The organism is Leptolyngbya sp. FACHB-1624, assembly GCF_047649235.1.
In the GTDB taxonomy this organism is placed as follows: Bacteria; Cyanobacteriota; Cyanobacteriia; order Leptolyngbyales; family Leptolyngbyaceae; genus Leptolyngbya; species Leptolyngbya boryana.
In genome coordinates, this window is the sequence record NZ_CP180258.1 from 3,323,670 (window position 1) to 3,341,818 (window position 18,149).

11 protein-coding genes and 1 tRNA gene are annotated in these 18,149 nt (G+C 44.8%); 7 read left to right on the plus strand and 5 right to left on the minus strand.

Going from position 1 to position 18,149, the window contains the following annotated elements; all coding sequences use genetic code 11:
- The first annotated feature begins 256 nt into the window (after nt 1-256).
- Nucleotides 257-2,965 carry a type I DNA topoisomerase gene (gene topA, locus ACMUEV_RS15590; RefSeq protein ID WP_190652868.1) on the plus strand — a complete coding sequence of 903 codons (2,709 nt, stop codon included), beginning with the start codon at nt 257-259 and terminating at the stop codon, nt 2,963-2,965.
- Between the two features lie 283 nt (nt 2,966-3,248).
- Here topA and ACMUEV_RS15595 read toward each other — a convergent pair whose 3' ends face one another.
- Nucleotides 3,249-3,497 (minus strand): hypothetical protein, encoded by a 249-nt coding sequence (locus ACMUEV_RS15595; RefSeq protein ID WP_190652867.1) that lies wholly within the window; start codon nt 3,495-3,497, stop codon nt 3,249-3,251.
- A gap of 356 nt (nt 3,498-3,853) precedes the next feature.
- On the opposite strand from ACMUEV_RS15595, the gene ACMUEV_RS15600 reads away from it, so the two are divergent.
- Nucleotides 3,854-3,927, plus strand: a tRNA-Pro gene (locus tag ACMUEV_RS15600).
- A gap of 502 nt (nt 3,928-4,429) precedes the next feature.
- On the opposite strand, the gene ACMUEV_RS15605 is transcribed toward ACMUEV_RS15600, so the two are convergent.
- On the minus strand, nt 4,430-5,161 hold the full coding sequence (locus ACMUEV_RS15605) for a hypothetical protein (protein WP_190652866.1): 732 nt from the start codon (nt 5,159-5,161) through the stop codon (nt 4,430-4,432).
- A 300-nt stretch (nt 5,162-5,461) separates the two neighbouring features.
- Here ACMUEV_RS15605 and ACMUEV_RS15610 point away from each other — a divergent pair, with 300 nt between their 5' ends.
- From ACMUEV_RS15610 to ACMUEV_RS15625, 4 genes are all read left to right on the plus strand, one after another.
- Complete coding sequence (locus ACMUEV_RS15610) at nt 5,462-5,689, plus strand: helix-turn-helix transcriptional regulator (protein ID WP_347277628.1); 228 nt, start codon at nt 5,462-5,464, stop codon at nt 5,687-5,689.
- Between the two features lie 126 nt (nt 5,690-5,815).
- Nucleotides 5,816-9,154, plus strand: coding sequence for an Eco57I restriction-modification methylase domain-containing protein (locus tag ACMUEV_RS15615; RefSeq protein ID WP_190652865.1), 3,339 nt, complete (start codon nt 5,816-5,818; stop codon nt 9,152-9,154).
- Nucleotides 9,154-12,423 (plus strand): helicase-related protein, encoded by a 3,270-nt coding sequence (locus ACMUEV_RS15620; RefSeq protein WP_190652864.1) that lies wholly within the window; start codon nt 9,154-9,156, stop codon nt 12,421-12,423. Before ACMUEV_RS15615 ends, ACMUEV_RS15620 begins: the two co-directional genes overlap by 1 nt.
- Nucleotides 12,424-12,692: 269 nt before the next feature.
- Entirely contained in the window at nt 12,693-13,265 is a 573-nt protein-coding gene (locus tag ACMUEV_RS15625; protein ID WP_190652863.1) for a tyrosine-type recombinase/integrase, read from the plus strand.
- A gap of 261 nt (nt 13,266-13,526) precedes the next feature.
- Here the strand turns inward: ACMUEV_RS15625 and ACMUEV_RS15630 are convergent, their stop codons facing one another.
- Nucleotides 13,527-16,343 (minus strand): caspase family protein, encoded by a 2,817-nt coding sequence (locus ACMUEV_RS15630; protein WP_277880446.1) that lies wholly within the window; start codon nt 16,341-16,343, stop codon nt 13,527-13,529.
- Nucleotides 16,344-16,384: 41 nt separating this feature from the next.
- The gene (locus ACMUEV_RS15635; RefSeq protein WP_190652861.1) at nt 16,385-16,852 is read right to left on the minus strand and encodes a hypothetical protein; all 468 of its coding nucleotides are present in this window, start codon (nt 16,850-16,852) and stop codon (nt 16,385-16,387) included.
- Between the two features lie 744 nt (nt 16,853-17,596).
- Here ACMUEV_RS15635 and ACMUEV_RS15640 point away from each other — a divergent pair.
- Nucleotides 17,597-17,851, plus strand: a complete 255-nt coding sequence (locus ACMUEV_RS15640) for a hypothetical protein (RefSeq protein WP_190652860.1) — start codon at nt 17,597-17,599, stop codon at nt 17,849-17,851.
- A 1-nt stretch (nt 17,852) separates the two neighbouring features.
- Here the strand turns inward: ACMUEV_RS15640 and ACMUEV_RS15645 are convergent, their stop codons facing one another.
- Entirely contained in the window at nt 17,853-17,984 is a 132-nt protein-coding gene (locus ACMUEV_RS15645) for a hypothetical protein (protein ID WP_277880445.1), read from the minus strand.
- Nucleotides 17,985-18,149 lie beyond the last annotated feature (165 nt).

The window sequence follows — 18,149 nt, forward strand, 5'->3', positions numbered from 1 at the left end:
CGAACTTTAGCCAGTCTTCTGAATCTTGATTATTTATATAGTGAATCAATTTGTGCAGTTGGGTATGGTTATAAGTTAGAAGCAGGCTGGTTTCCACGATGTCGCGTCTGTAACTCAAATCTTGAGCTTTACAGCCTGCACGACCCCTCAGGTTGGTTTTCCGTATTCCCGATCGAGCAAATTGAGTGATATTGATAGCAATACAGACACTCAGTGCGAATCCTTGTTGACCCGCGATTTCTAGTTAGACAGACTCATGCCAACTCTTGTTATTGTCGAATCCCCGACGAAAGCTCGCACCATCCGCAATTATTTGCCTCGTGATTTCCGCGTTGAGGCATCAATGGGTCATGTCCGCGATTTGCCCCAATCGACCAGCGACGTGCCTGATTCCATTAAGGACAAGCGTGTTAGAGAACTCGGTGTCGATGTTGAGGCAGGGTTTGAGCCAATTTATCTGGTGCCAAAAGATAAATCAAAGGTTGTGAAGACTTTAAAGGACGCTTTGAAAGAAGCGGACGAGTTATTGCTGGCGACTGACGAAGACCGCGAGGGTGAAAGTATTAGCTGGCACTTACTTCAGTTGCTCAAGCCGAAAGTGCCCGTGAAGCGAATGGTGTTTCACGAAATTACAGAAGAAGCGATTCACAGCGCGATCGAGAACTGCCGCGATATTGACGTAAGACTCGTGCGGGCGCAAGAAACCAGACGAATTCTCGATCGCTTAGTCGGTTACACACTGTCGCCGCTCTTGTGGAAAAAGATCGCCTATGGACTTTCGGCAGGACGGGTTCAGTCTGTTGCTGTGCGTCTGCTGGTGAATCGAGAGCGGCAACGTCGTGCGTTCAGAAAAGGCGCGTATTGGGATCTCAAAGCACTGCTCGCGATCGAAGCTGATTCCCGGCAAGAATTTGAAGCAAAACTCGTGACCTTAGCAGGTCGAAAACTTGCAACTGGTGCAGATTTTGACGAATCAACCGGGCAAGTTGCCGCAGGTCGAAACGTTGTGCTGTTAAGTGAAGAGGAAGCGAGAGCATTACAAGCTCGCTTAGACGGGAAAACCTGGACGGTTTCGGATCTCGAAGAACGTCCGGTCACTCGCAAGCCTTCCCCGCCTTTTACAACTTCAACCCTGCAACAGGAAGCGAACCGTAAATTAGGATTGTCTGCCCGCGACACGATGCGAACGGCTCAAAGTCTGTATGAGCAAGGGTATATCACCTATATGCGGACAGATTCGGTGCATTTGTCCCAACAAGCGATCGCGGCTACCCGCAGTTGTGTTGAAGAAATGTATGGGGCAGAGTATCTCAGCCCATCTCCTCGCCAATACACGACCAAGAGCAAAGGCGCACAGGAAGCGCACGAAGCGATTCGTCCGGCAGGCAGCACGTTCCGCACTCCGAAACAGACCGGATTAAAAGATCGAGAGTTAAAACTCTACGATTTGATTTGGAAACGTACCGTTGCCACTCAAATGGCAGATGCGCGGCAAACTCAAGTTACAGCGCAAATTCAAGTCGAAGATGCGGGTTTCCGAGCTAGCGGCAAACGCATTGATTTTCCGGGCTTCTTCCGCGCCTATGTTGAAGGATCAGACGATCCGAATGCTGCGATCGAGAACCAAGAAATCATCTTGCCACCGATGCGAGCCGGAGATCATCCGAACTGCCGGAATCTAGAAGCGATCGGACATGAAACCCAACCTCCTGCAAGATTCACCGAAGCATCGCTGGTGAAAACTCTAGAAAGTGAGGGAATCGGTCGTCCTTCGACCTATGCCAGCATTATTGGCACGATCACCGATGAGCGCAAAGGGTACGCGCATCTGGTTGGCAATACGCTTGTTCCGACCTTCACGGCTTTTGCGGTGGTCGATTTATTGGAAAGGCATTTCCCCGATATTGTCGATTTGCGGTTCACTTCCAAAATGGAGCAAACCTTAGACGATATTGCCGCTGGGGAAGTCGATTGGCTGCCGTATTTGACTCAGTTCTACTCTGGGGATCAAGGGTTAGAGACTCAAGTCAAAGAGCGCGATAGCAATATCGATCCCAAGGAAGCTCGCACGATTCATCTAGACGATCTCGGAACCAAAATTCGGATCAGCCGAACCGGAGCCTATATCGAGTCTGAGAATGGCAATGTCAATTTGCCCAGAGATCTCCCGCCTGCTGATCTCCATCCTGCTCAGGTCGAGACTCTGCTGAAAGGACCGAACAAGCTGGGATCGCATCCTGAAACGGGAGAACCGATCTACGTCAAATTGGGACCTTACGGGCATTACATTCAGCTTGGCGACAAGACTGAAGAGAATCCGAAACCGAAGAATGTTTCGGTTCCTCCGAAGGTCAAGCCTGAAGAAGTGACGATGGAAATGGCGTTGGGCTTGTTAACGTTGCCCCGGACTCTGGGAGTTCATCCCGAAACTGGTCGCAAAATTCAAGCGTCACTGGGACGGTTTGGACCGTATATCGTGCATGACTTGGGCAAAGACGAAGACGGTAAGCCGAAGAAGGATTATCGATCGATTAAAGCCCCAGATGATGTGGTAACGATTACGCTGGAACGGGCTTTAGAGCTATTTGCCGAACCCAAAGCCGTTCGCGGCAAGCGTGCAGCAGCCAAACCGCTTCGGGAGTTGGGGGCACATCCGAATGATGGAGAGCCAGTCAATATCTATGAAGGCCCCTATGGCCCGTATCTCAAGCACGGTAAGGTGAATGCTTCTCTACCGGAAGGTCAGACTGTCGAAGAGATTACGATGGATGTTGCCGTTGAGGCATTAGCCGCGAAAGCAGGAACGAAAAAGACAACGCGATCGAAGAAAAAATCAGAAACGACGACCGCGAAGAAAACGACCGCGAAGCGCGCGACCAAAACAACGACCAAGAAGACCACGACAAAAGCTGCTGCTGCGAAGAAATCGACTGGCACCAGCAAGCGCGTCAAGACAAGCGAATAGGGAAATAGAGCGCGATCGCTAGCGATCGCGCTCTAGAAATTCAAAATTCATTGAAAAAATCGGACGTATTGCGCAAGGATTACGTAATACTAATTTGGGTCTGTTACGGGATGTAGCGCAGCTTAGTAGCGTGCCTGCTTTGGGAGCAGAGAATCGTAAGATCCTGTACGAGATCCTGTCAATATTCTTACTCTATATAGCCTAAGTAAGCCTACTTCTGATAGGTACTGAGGCTATTTTAGTCAAAAATTAAGCCTACAGAGTAGCCCCTCTAGAACCTAAATTAGATGGTCTTGAGAGGGGCTGCTGCGATAGACCTTCCTACTTTCCTCACCTCTGGTCTGGGGGGAGGATCTACCCCTGGTACCAGCTTTTGCCATACCTCCAGAGCTTTGTCACCTACAACCCTGCGCTTCTTACCCCCTGCCCACTCAATATCGATTGCTAGGTCTTTAGACCTCATGTCTACTTTCGCCTCTGTAAAGTTCTCGATATTGATGACAGTATTGCCATCAATGAGTACGTTGATCATTTTTATCTCCTGAATTTAGGACGAATGTACTTATAATACATATGTCAAGTCAAAAGTCAAGAGCGTATTAAAGAGATATGAAAAAGTCCCCATAGGTTAGGAGGCTGGTAATTGGCATCTAGAGGATATCGGCGTACTGGTGATGGCTTGCCCGACCAATGAGGAACGATAGCGAGCATAGCTGCTGCTCAGCAATTACTTTAAGCGCCTCATATATGTCCTTACTTAGGTAGGCTTTGACAGCAATCGTCGTCTCTTTATTAATGCTCAAGTGCCCCTATCTTGAAAGAATTCCCTAGTCCTAAAAAAGTCCAGTCAAAGTGGGACTACCTATGGTATACTTGTGGAATCTGTTACGGGATGTAGCGCAGCTTGGTAGCGCGCCTGCTTTGGGAGCAGGAGGCCGCAGGTTCAAATCCTGTCATCCCGATTGGTTTTAGAGATTGGCTCTAGGACTCAGCCCTAAACCAGCCCTAAGACCGAAACACAAGCGAATATACAAGCATCTAAATCACTGAAACCCTTGCTATATAAGGAGTGTGCAGGGTCGTGATGAATGATGACAGGTATATTTCTAACCCTGCATCGCTGAAACCTTTGCTATATAAGGAGTGTGCAGGGTATGACGGGTGTGACGGGATATGGAAACTTATTGGTAAAGATGAATAAAAAAATATTTGCTCCTAAGTCTAGGCGTGGACTGGATTGCAAATTCATTCTTGTTTTGGCTCTTACATTAAAAATAACTACCCGTCATATCCGTCATACCCTGCACAACCCTTGCGGTATAAGGGTTTCAGCGATGATGGGTGCATTTTTAACCCGTCATCGCCCGCAACAACCCTGCACACTCCTTACATAGCAAGGGTTTTAGCAATTTACAGGGTTAAAGCCGACCCTACACAACCCTCATTCCGATATGAAGTTTCTGTTTACTGCGCGGTTAAAGAAATAACCAGCGTTATGTAGAAGTCCTCGCACTTGTGCCGTCCTGTTCCTGCAAGAGGTTCCGTTACTCTGCCCACGGCATTTAACATCTCAAAAGCCGATATATTTTTTCCTCGGCTTTTAGACTCTTTTGCAGCACCATAAGCCATGCTCGCAAGTTTTTCGCGATTCTCGACGCATCGGCTTTCTAAGTGGTCTAACACTGATGAATACTTCGATTCAGTGAACATTCCACCGTCGAGTGTTGCCAGCATGTGTTCGGATGTTGGCTTCTGATTTGCTGTCTCCGCCTCCACAACCTTGTTTTTGCCCACTTTCGGCTCATACCTCGCCGACTCACCATTAACCGACCTTGCAAAAGCTTCCGCCCTAGCGCGATCGCTAAAACTGGCGACCTGGATCGATGCCTTGCCAGAATCTTGCCGATTTACAGCGATCGCGTCTTTGCAAAATCTTCTGTGAACCTCATTGAGGTTTCCGCCATCAATAAATACTGCATACCAAGTTGCGCTTGCATCCGGCGGATCTCCACAGGTTTCCTTTGATGTTTCGTCAAAGGCAGACCCACTGCCAGAGCCAGTGGCTTGAGTTGTAGGGACAGGTGAGGGCACAACCGAAGTCGCAACGGGCGAATTGTTCTTGACGACCAATGCAACCGCCCAGACACCCGCACACACAATCCCCAATCCAGCTAAGCCGATTGCCGCAATTTTCATAGAGCCATCCACCACAGAAACACGCTTATGAATGCTGACAGATTGGTTCTGGCGCGATCGTGAAGTGACGGTGAAACTGCGTGAATTTTCGGTAACATTACTTACCTAGAGGAAGCGTCTGATATTCATTAAGATTCAGAAGTAAGCAGGAGAAAACATATTACTTTGTAGAACCTTCAAAAACCAGAGTATTTACGGTAAAGCCATGGGTCGATTTGGGTATGTTTTATAACAAGTGCAATAAAACATCATAAGAAGTGCTTTATGTGCTTGTGAATTTACAACAACTCTCCTGAAACTGTGACCGAACCGCTAGAGATATCAGATCTGGTGCGGGAGTTGCGTCAAAGGCTGGGACTGACTCAAGAGCAGTTCGCAGCTAGGCTTGGCGTGACTTTTCCGACCATTAACCGTTGGGAAAACCGACACTCAAAACCTTCCAAAATGGCAATGCTGCTGATTGAAGGCAAGGTGAGAGAGTTGGGCGATAGCGGCGAAGATTTGCTTAAGTACTTCTCTGGTAAATAAATCACATTAGGCAATGAGATACGCAAATATTCTTGCTGAGTCTCATGTAAGAAGACACAAAACTGCAACGTCTTGCGGATTGGTTTGCGTGTTTTTAGGAGGGCTAACAACGACGAGGAAGCCCCCATGCCCGAACGGTTATTGCAGTTGGATGATGTCAGACGAATGGATAACGCACCCAATGTGGCTGACGTATTCAGGATGCTTGGCTATAACGTTCTTCAAACGGCTCAACCGCTTTCCATCAAAGATTTAGAGTTACCAAGCCGGAGTGCAGAGGCAATCTGGGATGCTCATTTGATTGCTGACCATCGTAAGGGAAATGATTCGCTTCAGGTCCTACTCTTTCAACTTCAGGAGCAGGAATGGGAATCGGTCAGCGTTGCCAGCAATCGGATGAGAGCGATCGCGCAAAGTCTATATCGTCGTCCGTCTGATTTTCTCCTCATTGGCACAAAGGAGAACTACAACCATCTGATGCTGGTTAATCCCCGCAAGAGTTTCGACACTCAGATGAATTTGAAAGTCGGAATTCGGAAGCTGCTGATTGATCGTAGAACTCCTACTGCTTATGATCGGGATCGGCTGGAAGCAATCGCGACTCATCGTCTTAGTCCCCAGGAGATCTACAAGCGTCAATGTGAAGCCTTCGACGTTGAGAAGCTAACCAAAGAGTTTTACAGAGGCTACAAGGAGATTTTCGAGGAAGTACAGCGTGTTATTCACAATCATAACAAGCACCCCTATTTTGAGGATCAAAGCCGACTTCACCAATTCACTCAACGATTGCTTGGTCGCGTGATGTTCCTGTACTTTTTGCAAAAGAAAGAGTTTCTGGGTGGTGATCGCGACTTTCTTAGAAATCAATATCGTCTGTTGAAGACTGAGCCAGAAGATAACGATTTCTACAGCAAATTGCTAGAACCGTTGTTTTTCGAGATGCTGAACAAACAGCGTCCGAATTTTGAGTCGCCTTGGGGCAAGATTCCTTACTTGAATGGAGGATTGTTCGATCGCGATTATGGCGAAGAGGTGATCGATGCGGCGGGAGTACAGACACCAGAAACACTCACACTACCGAATTCGCTATTTGATCCAAGTGGTAATAAAAGCGTTCTCAAGTTTTTCAACAGCTATAACTTTACTGTATCCGAAAACGTTCAAGGCGATGAAGACGTAGCCGTTGACCCGGAGATGCTAGGAAAGGTGTTCGAGAATCTGTTGGCTGCCGATGAACGCGGACAGAGCGGCACTTTCTACACCCCACGGGGAATCGTTCATTTCATGTGTGTCGAGTCGCTATCGCGCTATCTGGCTGATGAAAGCGGTGTTGATTTGGAAGTCGTGAAGCAATTGGCAGAGTATGAAACTGAGATGCCAGATGCTGAACTGAGAAAGCTACTCTCAACTGAACAAACGAAAAAGCTGAGAAAGGCTCTAGAGTCGGTGAAAGTGTGCGATCCGGCTGTAGGATCGGGTGCATTCCCACTAGGCATGATGCAAGTCATTCTGTCCGTGTGGCAGGCAATTCGACAGCGAGAAGGAGGCAGTCTCAAACGGGGCAGTCTCGCGATGAGCGAATTGAAGCGTAGCATCATCGCCAATAACCTTTATGGTGTAGACATCAAGCCAGAAGCGATCGAGATTGCCAAACTCAGAATGTGGTTGTCGATGGTTGTCGATATTCCGACGATTGATGATGTAGAACCCCTGCCAAATCTCGATTACAAGCTGATGGCTGGGAACTCGCTGATCTCTACCATTAACGGTGAACATCTGATTCCTGACCCGACTAAGAATAACCAGCTAACAATTGCTGTAGACCCTGTATCAATCGAGATTCAGAAGCTCGTCACTCTACAGAAGCAGTATTTCCTTTCTCAGGCAGATGAACGCAAAGATTTGAGAGGGCAGATTCTAGAGGCTGAGAAGAATGTGTTCCGGATTGCGATCTCAAATCGCCGTCAAAATTTGCTGATCGATCTACGCAATCTAGAACGAGATCTTAAGCTGATGGGCAAACTGAGTAAGGCTCAAACTCAGAAGCTGCAATCAATTGATAGCACGATAAAGGAACTGGACTCGATCGAGATCAACGTGGCGCGAGGGTTGCGATCGCTCGATTTCTTCCAATGGCATTTGCACTTCAATGATGTATTTGGGGAGAAGGGCGGGTTTGATGTTGTGATTGGGAATCCACCTTACGTAAGACACGAACAAATCAAAGAGCTTAAACCTGCACTTCAAGAAGAGTACGATTGCTATGCGGGTACGGCTGACCTATTTGTGTACTTCTTTGAGCGTGGATTTCGGCTACTCAAATCTAATGGCAATTTGACCTACATTTGCTCGAATAAATACATGCGCTCTGGGTATGGAGAAAAGCTGCGGAAGTTTTTGAGCAGTGAAGGTAGCATTCAACATCTCATCGATTTTGGTGACGCTCCGGTGTTTGAAGCGATCGCTTATCCCAGTATTTTGCAAGTTGCTAGAACTGAACCTAAAGAGCATGAGGTGCGATCTCTGACCTGGGATGATGAGAAATCTGTCAATGAATTTGCTTCTGTTTTCCGTTCTGATAGTTTTCTAATTGCTCAAAAAGAGTTAACTTCCAGTGGATGGAGATTAGAATCTCCAGTTGTGCAACGACTAATAGAGAAGTTGCAAAGTGTAGGACAGCCGCTTAATGAGTTTGTAAATGGACGGCTCTATCGGGGTATTATTACTGGGTTTAATGAAGCCTTTGTAGTTGATCGAGCCACACGCGACCAATTGATTGTTGAGCATCCTTCATCAGCAGATGTCCTAAAGCCATTCTTGAGAGGAAGAGATGTAAAGCGTTGGCAAGTAAAATTTGCTGAACAATATCTCATTAAGATTGAATCATCAGAAAACAAAAAACATTCTTGGTCTGGATTGGTAGGAAATGAAGCTGAAAAGAAATTCGCCTCAACTTATCCAGCTATTTACGAAAGATTCTTACTATTTCGTGATCAATTAATTAGAAGAGATGATCAAGGCAGATTTTATTGGGAACTGAGATCATGTAAGTACTGGCGGGAGTTCGAGAGCAGCAAAATTGTCTACCCAAATATTTGTAGTCGCAATGAGTTCACCTGGGATGAGGAAGGCTATTTCACCAATCAAAAGGCTTTCATTATCTCAGGATCGTCGAAATACCTGCTAGGAGTTCTGAATTCTAAAGTTGCCTGGTGGCTCTTCGATAAGCTTCTTGCGAAACTTCAAAATGGCTTCTATGAACCCAGTGCAATTTTTATGAAGACTGTTCCTATTCCCCAGGCTTCCCCAGTCGATCATAATGTTATCTCTGATCTAGCCCAAAAATGCCTTGATGCCAAAGGGCAAAACGTTGCGCACTGGGAAGCAGAAATCAATGATCGCGTTGCCCACCTCTACGGCTTAACCTCAGAAGAAATCAAAATCATTGAGGGAGGACAGAACTAATGCCACTCCCCGATTACATCGACAACGATCGCCACAAACTAAAAGATGTTCTGGAGACGATCATTCAGTCTGAGAAACAGACCGTTCTCGACATCGCGACTGGATTCTTCCGCATCGAAGCTTGGATTCGTCTAGAACAGGCTCTCAACCAACTCACCAGCCTAAGACTCCTCATTGGTCGTGACCCTACCATTATGGCAGCAGAGCGTGATCGCGTTGATCTCACCCGATATTTTCGCCGCAACGTTCAGGGACAGCTAGAAGGTGAACCGTTCAACCTCGATTACAAACAAAACATTGATCGCCTAATTGCCTATTTGGAACAGGCTCACATTCAAGTGAGACTCTATGGTGCAATGGCAGAGGGAACACCTTTCCTTCATGCAAAAGCCTATATTTTTGATGATTACTGCATTGTCGGTTCCAGTAACTTCACACCCTCTGGTCTACAGGGGAACACGGAACTGAATATGCTGAATAAGCATCGTTATGCAGCACAAAACCTGCGAAATGAATGGTTTGAGAAATTCTGGAATGACCCAAGCGTTGATACTGACTACAAAACTAAGCTGATCGCGACCCTCAACGCTTCTAAATTCGGCAGCAAGTCCTACACACCCTATCAAGTGTTTGTGAAAGCGCTATATGAACTGTTCAAAGAGGATGTCGGTCTAGAGAAGAGTAACGATCGCACATCGCTCGAACTTGCCAGTTTCCAACAAGAAGGATTTGAACGCGCAGTCAGGCTACTAGAGCGACATAATGCTTGTATGATTGCGGATGCAGTTGGTTTGGGTAAAACCTTCATCGGACTCCGGCTGCTGGATCACTATCTGATCAAAGATAAACGACCTGGCTATGTTCCTCGCGCATTGGTGATCTGTCCGGCTCAGTTACGCGATCTAGTTTGGCGCAAAAAGTTAGATGATTTCGGCATCAAGGCGACGGTCATCTCTCAGGAAGAGTTAGGGCGAAAAAACTTCAATACTAAGCAATTCAGTCGTTACGACATCGTTGTAGTGGATGAATCGCACAACTTCAGAAACTCTGGAACGAATCGTTATCAGAACCTACAGCGGTTGCTACAAAGCGGGAAGAGAAATAAGCGAGTTGTTTTATTGACAGCGACACCGATCAACAACACCGTTTTCGATTTGCGGAATCAGATTCTCTTGCTTACTCGGAATCGCGAGACTTATTACCAGGAATGGGGCATCTCAAATCTTCAGAGCTATTTTCAGGACTTGAATCAGGGCAAAACTGAGATTACTGAACTGTTGATGCAAACGATGGTCCGTCGATCTCGCCAGGACGTGATCAAGCGGCAACAGGCAGGGGAACAAATCTTCATTGCAGGTAAAGAGATTCGCTTTCCTAGACGCCAGTTAGAGCAGTTCACTTACAATTTTGAGTCGAGCTTTCAGGGTTTATATGCTGGAATCGCTCAACAGATTGATCAGTTGAATCTCGCACCTTACAACATCAAAGCGTTTAAGAAGAAACCGAACAAGGACGATCAGACACAAATTAAGAGAAATGAAGCGTTAGTCGCCTTGATGAAAGCTTTGTATCTCAAGCGTTTAGAGAGTTCGCTGCTTGCCTTTGAGAACAGTATCACCAGCCAACGTGTCTTTCAGAGTGAGTTTGATGCTTGCCTTGATGCAGGTCTACTGCTCGATGGCAAGACGTTCCGCAAGATCATCGCGGCTGAAACCGAGGAAGAAGAATACATCTCGATCGGGGATTTGATTGCCTCTCTTGAAGAAGTTGACCCCAAAGAGTACGACACGAATCAACTTAAAGCCCAGATTAATGAGGACTTTCACGCCCTAGAGGACATCCTGAGAAAGCTAGAAGCCATCAGGAATAAAGCACAGACGGGACAGGATTACGATCTGAAGTTAGCTGCATTCAAGCAATTACTGCTCACGCTCAAAGGTCAGAAAGTCCTTGTCTTTAGCTATTTCAAAGACACCGCTGTTTATGTCTATCAGGAATTGCTCAAGGATGAGGATTGGTTAAGGAAAATGCGGTCCACTCGCGCTCCACAAATCGATCTCATCACCGGAGCTACCCCCGGCAAACAGCGCGAAGAGAAGGTAAGACACTTTGCCCCAATCGCAAACTGTCAAACTGCGGAGGATTTAGAACTCTGTGAGTCGCAACCGATCGACATTCTCATCTGTACTGATGTACTTTCAGAAGGTCAGAACCTCCAAGATGCAGGAGTTCTGATTAACTACGACCTGCATTGGAACCCAGTACGGATGATTCAACGAGCGGGACGCATCGATCGCTTAGGGACGAACTTCGATCAGCTATCCATTTACAACTGTTTTCCCGAAGAAGGGTTAGAAGATTTACTCGGCTTGGTAGCTCGATTGCAGCAGAGAATTGCGACGATTGATCGAGAAGTTGGACTCGATGCCAGCGTTCTAGGGGAAACCATCTCAGAGCGATCGCTAGAAGAAATCCGCCGCCTTAAAGAAGCGGATACAGACGCAGAGAAAGCAGCAATTCTAGAAGAACTAGAGCAAGCATCAGATTTAGTGTCGCTCGATGAAATGCGTTTCCCCTTACAAGAATTCATGCTGCAAATGGGCACTGAAGCGGCTGAAGAGATCCCACTGGGAATTCACAGCACCCGTAGCAATCTGAAGGATGTGGATGGGGTTTTCTTAGCATTTCGGGTACGAAATCGTCATCTTTGGCATTTCTACCCTCGAATCAATGGACACATCTCCACTGGCCCAGACAAGATGATCACCGGATACAGCACTATCTTCAAATGGTTGAAGTGTAACGCTAGTGACTATCCGAACCCGGACGAGTTGCCTCCTGTACCTTTTGATAATGCGATCTTTGCCATTCTAGAGGGAGCAACCCGAAATTTGCTTCAGGGCTTCAAAAAGCAGCAGAGCAGCACACGACTTAGACCGACTTTATCGAAACTTCTCCAGAAGATTCAGACTGCTCTCACTCAGGCGGATTTATTTATTGATGAACCAACTGATGCTGAATTAAAAGAACGAGTGTTGAGAGTAATCGTTTCGGCAAATCTTCGGAGTTATGAGAAAGACATCAAAGCGATTTGGAGCCGTTTTGCTGAGAACAGGAATTTGACGGACCTAATCTCTGATTTAGATATCTTGTTTGTCGATCAAGAGCTTTATTACGAAGTTGAGGAGGAAGAGGAGATAAACCTGCTCGATATCATTCGAGAAGAAGAAGTACAGTTAGTCTGCTACCAATGGTTTAAGCCGCAATAAAAGAATTGCATTAGGCATAGACCTCGCTTACCTGACAACCAACCATCACTTTTTTTCTTTGCTCATTCCTTGCTCTCGAATTGAGTCTCATCTGTTATCAACACCAATGCTGTTTTCGCAATAATGATGAATCATTCTCAATAAGCGCGGCGATTTTGATGAGACTCAGCTAGAAGAACGAAAGAATAAGGGTTTGATGCCTATACTTTACGATTTACTATTTTGTAAGGTAGGATAAGAAAGTTACAGTGCTTCGAGTTAAGAACGTCATGCTCAGTTTCGATATCGACCTTGGAGATTTAGAAGCATCCGCAAAAGTGGACGGTCACGGACAGGCGAAAATCTTGACCGATGAAGAATTAACCCGGTTGTTTGAGGATGGTTTTCAAACTTTCCGCGATCGCGCTTTGTTTGCCATTTGCATGTTCACCGGATGCCGCATTAGTGAAGCGCTGCAACTGAAAGTCGAGATGATTCGGGGCAACTTCATCACCTTCACCCGTGAGACTCGCAAGGGCAAGACTGGAACCCAACAAGTCGAAATCGTCCCCGCGCTACAATCCTTGCTAGATGCTTGGAGCCATTCTGGAGAGATGCCACAGACAGGCTACCTATTCAAAGGTCGTAGAGGCAGTAAACAAGGCTTTATGTCGCGGATGCAGGCGCATGAAATTCTCAAAGCGGCTTGCGATCGTGTTGGGTTAGAAGGAGTCAGCACTCATTCATTTCGTCGCACATATATTACGAAGCTACGAGACAAAGGCTACAGCCCTGCCCAGATTCAGAAGCGCACTGGGCATAAGCGACGGGAGAATCTGATGCACTACTTCGATCAGGTATAAAAACGATCGTGAGGCAGAAAGTTTCCACACTTTGATTTACCAAATCAGAAGACTCAATCAGCATGGGGGATTGCTATCCATTGTGCAACTTTGGAAGAAAGTCCAAGGTTACACCTAAAAGCTATCAATGTTGTTTGCGCGTCTTCATAAACCGCCCATTGCGGACCCGCATGATGGGTGGTGGGAGGGAAGGGTTAAACGCCCTTCTCGACCCGATTAGACCTCGGCGTTGAAATCATAAACGTAGGAAAAATAATAAAATCATGAACTTTCGTCTGGATGTAGGAAACCTTCTATTCCAGCTATAACAACCTTGACAGCCGGATGATCTATTGCTTCTGCAAGGGCATCACTGCCAGCTTCCTTAAGCACTTGTATAACTCTTGATCTCAATTCTGGCTTCTTATCTATTTCTTCCAAAACTTGGGCACCAAGATGCATTTTCTCTGTTGGTGTATTATTTGAATAATCTGTAGATAGTTGTTCAAGCAATTGTCTAATTTCAGCTGCTGCTTCAGCCAGATTCTGTCTTGAATACTGGAATACAAGATTTTTATCACCTCCTATACGATCACCAACTGTAATTTCTCCTGAATTTCCAGAAATGTTGATTATATGCCTTTCAGGTATCTCCTGGATGTAATTTCTTATGACTGTTTTAGGTGGCTCGACAATGATCCTAAGTAACTGTTCACTTTGCTGTTTATACATATCTGCTTCACGACGAAATGCCTGAAGCTCTACTTCTTTCGTTCTAAGTTCTACTTCAAATTTCAACTGAGATTCTTTTAACTCTAAATGTCGCTCTTTTGCTTCTAGCTGATATCTTTTGATTTCCAGTTCCGCTTCTTTCTTGTATTCTTCCAAAGCAGAGCTATGAACAAGATTCCTGTTCTTTTCTGCTACTTCACTTTCTTTTATGAACTCTTCTAAACTATCGTATAGGTGCGTACTAAGCTCTAGAGACTTTTCTTTAGCTTGGGCAAGTAATCCTTGCCCAGCAAGAAACTTTCCGTCTTTTGCATGTCTAAGCCATTCTCGATGTTCATCTTCTAACCGATCCAAAAGACGACGAACTTCGCGGTCCTCCTTTCTCCAGTTAGAGAACCGGATCCATCCATCCATAAGTGCTTCATGAGCTAAATCTATCCACGCAACACCACTGTTAGGATCTCTATCCGTAACAATCAGTCGTTCACGAATAAGCTTATTCAAAACTGACTCAATAAGTTGTTGATCCTCTAAATCGTTTCGTGCCAATTCCAAGATATTTTTCTTAGATTGTCTTTGCCGAGTATCACGAGATTCTAATCCTGTTCTAACTAGTCGTACAAAAACTCGTTTAACCCATGCTTTTTCATGCTCATTAAAAGTGGTGAAAATTTCTTCGGCGCGTTGATTTAAAGCACCAAGTACTCCACCAAGCTTGTAACCTTCACCATCTATTGATTGTCGGTCTTGTCCATTGCCCAGTTGCTTGTAATGTTCAAATGTAATTTCCAAGTTTTCCTTGTCCCTTAAATTCCACAATTCTTTTAGAGCAAACTCAAGTAAAGGCAGAAAGTTTTCTTCACTGCCAATGTCTCTGATAATTAAATCCGGCAATCCTGATTGGAATTTATATCCTCCCTGAAGATCTGCTGGTTTGACAATGACTTCCTTAATCTCATTGGATTGCAAAGGTGGAATCCATATAGTATGGTTCTGAATAATTCGAGTTAACGAACTGTCACCAAGACAATTGTCTATAAAGTCTGCTCTTATCGTTGCAATAACTGCAAGTTTAGATTCACTAGAATTGATAAACTTAGACAGAATACCGATGAACTTATCTTGCTGATCTTTATTGCAGGAGCTAGCTGTGAATACTTCTTCAAATTGATCTATGATGATCAAAATTTTACTGGTATCGTTTAATAAGTCGGCAAGTATACCTAAGCCATCACTTTCAATCTTTTGAGCTATCTCTTGGGCTTGAGTTGGATTTAGTGCTGGAAAAAGCTGTTGAGTTATTTCAATCTTTAGCTTACTTACTGGATCAGTCCAAGGAACAATAGGGTTTAAGACTTTCCATCCTAATCTTTCTAGATCAGGAGAGATTTTAGCCTGAACCACAGAAGATTTACCGCTCCCAGATGCACCCGCTAAGAAAATAAAATTTGATTTCTCTAATTTATATTTAACTTCTTCAACAACATTCTCGCGCCCACAAAAGAAATAACTTGATTTTCTTGAGAATGGCTCTAAACCTTGATATGGACATATATCCTTATCTAATTCATTTAAATTGTTATTGAGATTTGGTTGAAGATTTAGATAAAAAGGACCTTGAGCTTTTCCTCGTAACATTGGACATGGAATATGTTGATCCTTTTCTCTTTCCCCATTGTATTTATTGGCTTGATCGTATAGCCAATCCTTCAAGTCATCAACAGTGATTTTTCCGTCTTTATCTCTATCTAATTCGTTGAATCTATCTGTAAGAGCTAAATAAAGGTGAGTTGTTAGAAACCCTCCATGTAGAGTGGAGCGTTTATACTCAATTTTTATTTCTTGTGTTCTTTCTAAATGATCACCCGCTAAAAGCGCAAGATAATTCTGCGGCTCAATAGTTATTCTTTGCGAAGCAGATACTAACTGACTGCTTATAGGTTGTCCTCCGCCTTTAAAGGTAGTATTACGACCTGCATCCGCATAGCAGCAATCAAGTACAAGCAGCTTATTTTCAGCTTTGCAGTGGTTAAATGTATCTATAATCCACGAAATTGGAAGTGCTGAAAGAGCTAAGTTCTCAGGTTCTGTTGTGTCGAGCAACAAAAACAATTCACCATCGCGGCATTCGCCATGACCTGAGAAATAAAAAATTAAAGTATCTTGCTTTCTACAAGATTTTGCTATTGTTGTAAGTCTATCTAAAACAGCGCTACGGTCAAATTCTGACTCCAATCTGCTTACATCAAAACAGTATTTTTCATTACCTAAAACATCCGCTATTCTTGCTGCATCATCAACCGCATACCGGAGTTGACCATAGTTAGCAGGTCCGTTAGAACCCATGACTAATGCTTTTCTGAACATAGTTTAGGATAAGATTACGGATAAGTATTCAAGTTTAACTTCTACTGTTGAGGCGGGGTTTCTCCCGAAGAATCACTATATTTAACTTCAAGACCAAAGCCCTTTAGTGAAACTTGAGAAGTTCTATTAATTTGCTGGGAGAATTCATGAAGTTTATCTCTTCTCACCCACTGTAAAACTGGCTCTCCAGATGCATCACGTACAACATTTCCTTGAGAATCTTCTACGGGAATGCAGATAACTTCATGAACAACAATACCCCTGGGGGTGATGGATTGTATAGCTTGAGACAAAAGTGGTGTTAAGGAAAGAGTAAGTGCTGCTGAGGCAATAATAACTTTAGGGGCAGATTTTTCTTGAAAGCCTGTCACTGCTGGATCAGACGCAACACCATAGCGCACATCAATATCTTGTCTCTTTAACAACTCGACCACATCTGTCTGGTAGTCTGCTAGAAGCTGTTCAATTTCAGGGGATGCAAAGACGAAAATCTCAGTTGAATCTTCCATAAAGTCTAGACATTTTTTCTTGATGACACCTCAATTATGGCTGCACCCATATGGGAAGGGCAAGTTTCCGTAATCGTTCACTGACTGCGTACATATGTTACGTCTCATTGCAGCCTCTTACATTCTAAGCACGAATCTACGCCCACCTAATAATATTTACAGCACCCCCAGATAATTTTCTGAATCCTCCCATATAAATAATTCAGCGGTCTAACAATTATTTAGACTGACTCTTTCCGCCTAATCATCCAGATCGGGATGTTAGACCAAAGACAGAAAACAGTCAGCATAAAATTCCTTTGAAGCAATATAGACTACCGAAAGTCAGCATAATATCCCTAAATTGGGGAATTAGTATCGACGCTCTTTGCCTAGTGCCAGAAATTGAAACATTAGATGATGCATGTTTCGCATGTTACTCCTCAATAGGGCAATTAGGCAGAAAATTTCCGTATTTCTTCGTAAATTAGGTTTGTACTATTCTGCCTAAGTTCCGTTCAGCAAGATTTAAGTGTCTGATCATTTGCAGAAGTCCCAGTAACGTGCAAAATGGAGCACTTCTAAGCTGAGAAAAGGATTGAGTAACCAGACTCACTCTTGCCCTTAGCGTTTACGATACCGATGCTAGAGGCAATGTCTCCGACTTCTTGGGATCAGGCGCAAAATCTTTTTTAGCCATTTGAACTACCATTTTTTCTGATAGCCACTAACAAAATCATGTAAACGATTCAGCAGGTGAAAGCTATGAGGAAATACGAATCAACCGACTGGCTGTTTGATTCAATGATGCGGTTCAAGGAAAAAGAAGCTCAGAAACAGGCAGAGTCACAGCCGACAGATTCCCAGGAAGAGATTTCTCAGAGAGTGATTTCCCTGACTTGCCCCAAATGCGGTTCAGGGCAACCGATTCGGGCAGGAAAAGGTAGACCTCGCAAAGATGGAACGAGATCGCAGCGAGTTCTCTGTAAGGACTGCGGCAGGGCTTCGCTGATTACTTGAGTTAGTCTTTGTCGCAATCTTTGCGATCGTTTTGAGGTTTGGAATCAACAGGTTTTTGCGAAACTGAAGTTTCATTCAGTGGCATAACTTTGTCTACCAATTCCATGAGAATCAAAGCCGTGGCTCTACTCATTTTGTAACCCATTCAAACCTCCCGATTAAGACGACATCTATCTTGCCGCCCAGTCTATCAAACGTCAGGAAGTTTACCAATCGCGGCGCTTTCAAGGTCTACTGGGATCTGAGCCGACCTCTTACCAGATTGCCTGGTAGGTGGCGAAATTCACCGACCGCAATT

Coding starts and splice junctions, on each gene's coding strand:
- ACMUEV_RS15625 (WP_190652863.1), top strand. CDS start 12,693: ATGCTCAGTTTCGATATCGACCTTGGAGATTTAGAAGCATCCGCAAAA.
- ACMUEV_RS15595 (WP_190652867.1), bottom strand. CDS start 3,497: ATGATCAACGTACTCATTGATGGCAATACTGTCATCAATATCGAGAAC.
- ACMUEV_RS15615 (WP_190652865.1), top strand. CDS start 5,816: ATGCCCGAACGGTTATTGCAGTTGGATGATGTCAGACGAATGGATAAC.
- ACMUEV_RS15630 (WP_277880446.1), bottom strand. CDS start 16,343: ATGTTCAGAAAAGCATTAGTCATGGGTTCTAACGGACCTGCTAACTAT.
- ACMUEV_RS15645 (WP_277880445.1), bottom strand. CDS start 17,984: ATGAGTAGAGCCACGGCTTTGATTCTCATGGAATTGGTAGACAAAGTT.
- ACMUEV_RS15635 (WP_190652861.1), bottom strand. CDS start 16,852: ATGGAAGATTCAACTGAGATTTTCGTCTTTGCATCCCCTGAAATTGAA.
- topA (WP_190652868.1), top strand. CDS start 257: ATGCCAACTCTTGTTATTGTCGAATCCCCGACGAAAGCTCGCACCATC.
- ACMUEV_RS15620 (WP_190652864.1), top strand. CDS start 9,154: ATGCCACTCCCCGATTACATCGACAACGATCGCCACAAACTAAAAGAT.
- ACMUEV_RS15605 (WP_190652866.1), bottom strand. CDS start 5,161: ATGAAAATTGCGGCAATCGGCTTAGCTGGATTGGGGATTGTGTGTGCG.
- ACMUEV_RS15640 (WP_190652860.1), top strand. CDS start 17,597: ATGAGGAAATACGAATCAACCGACTGGCTGTTTGATTCAATGATGCGG.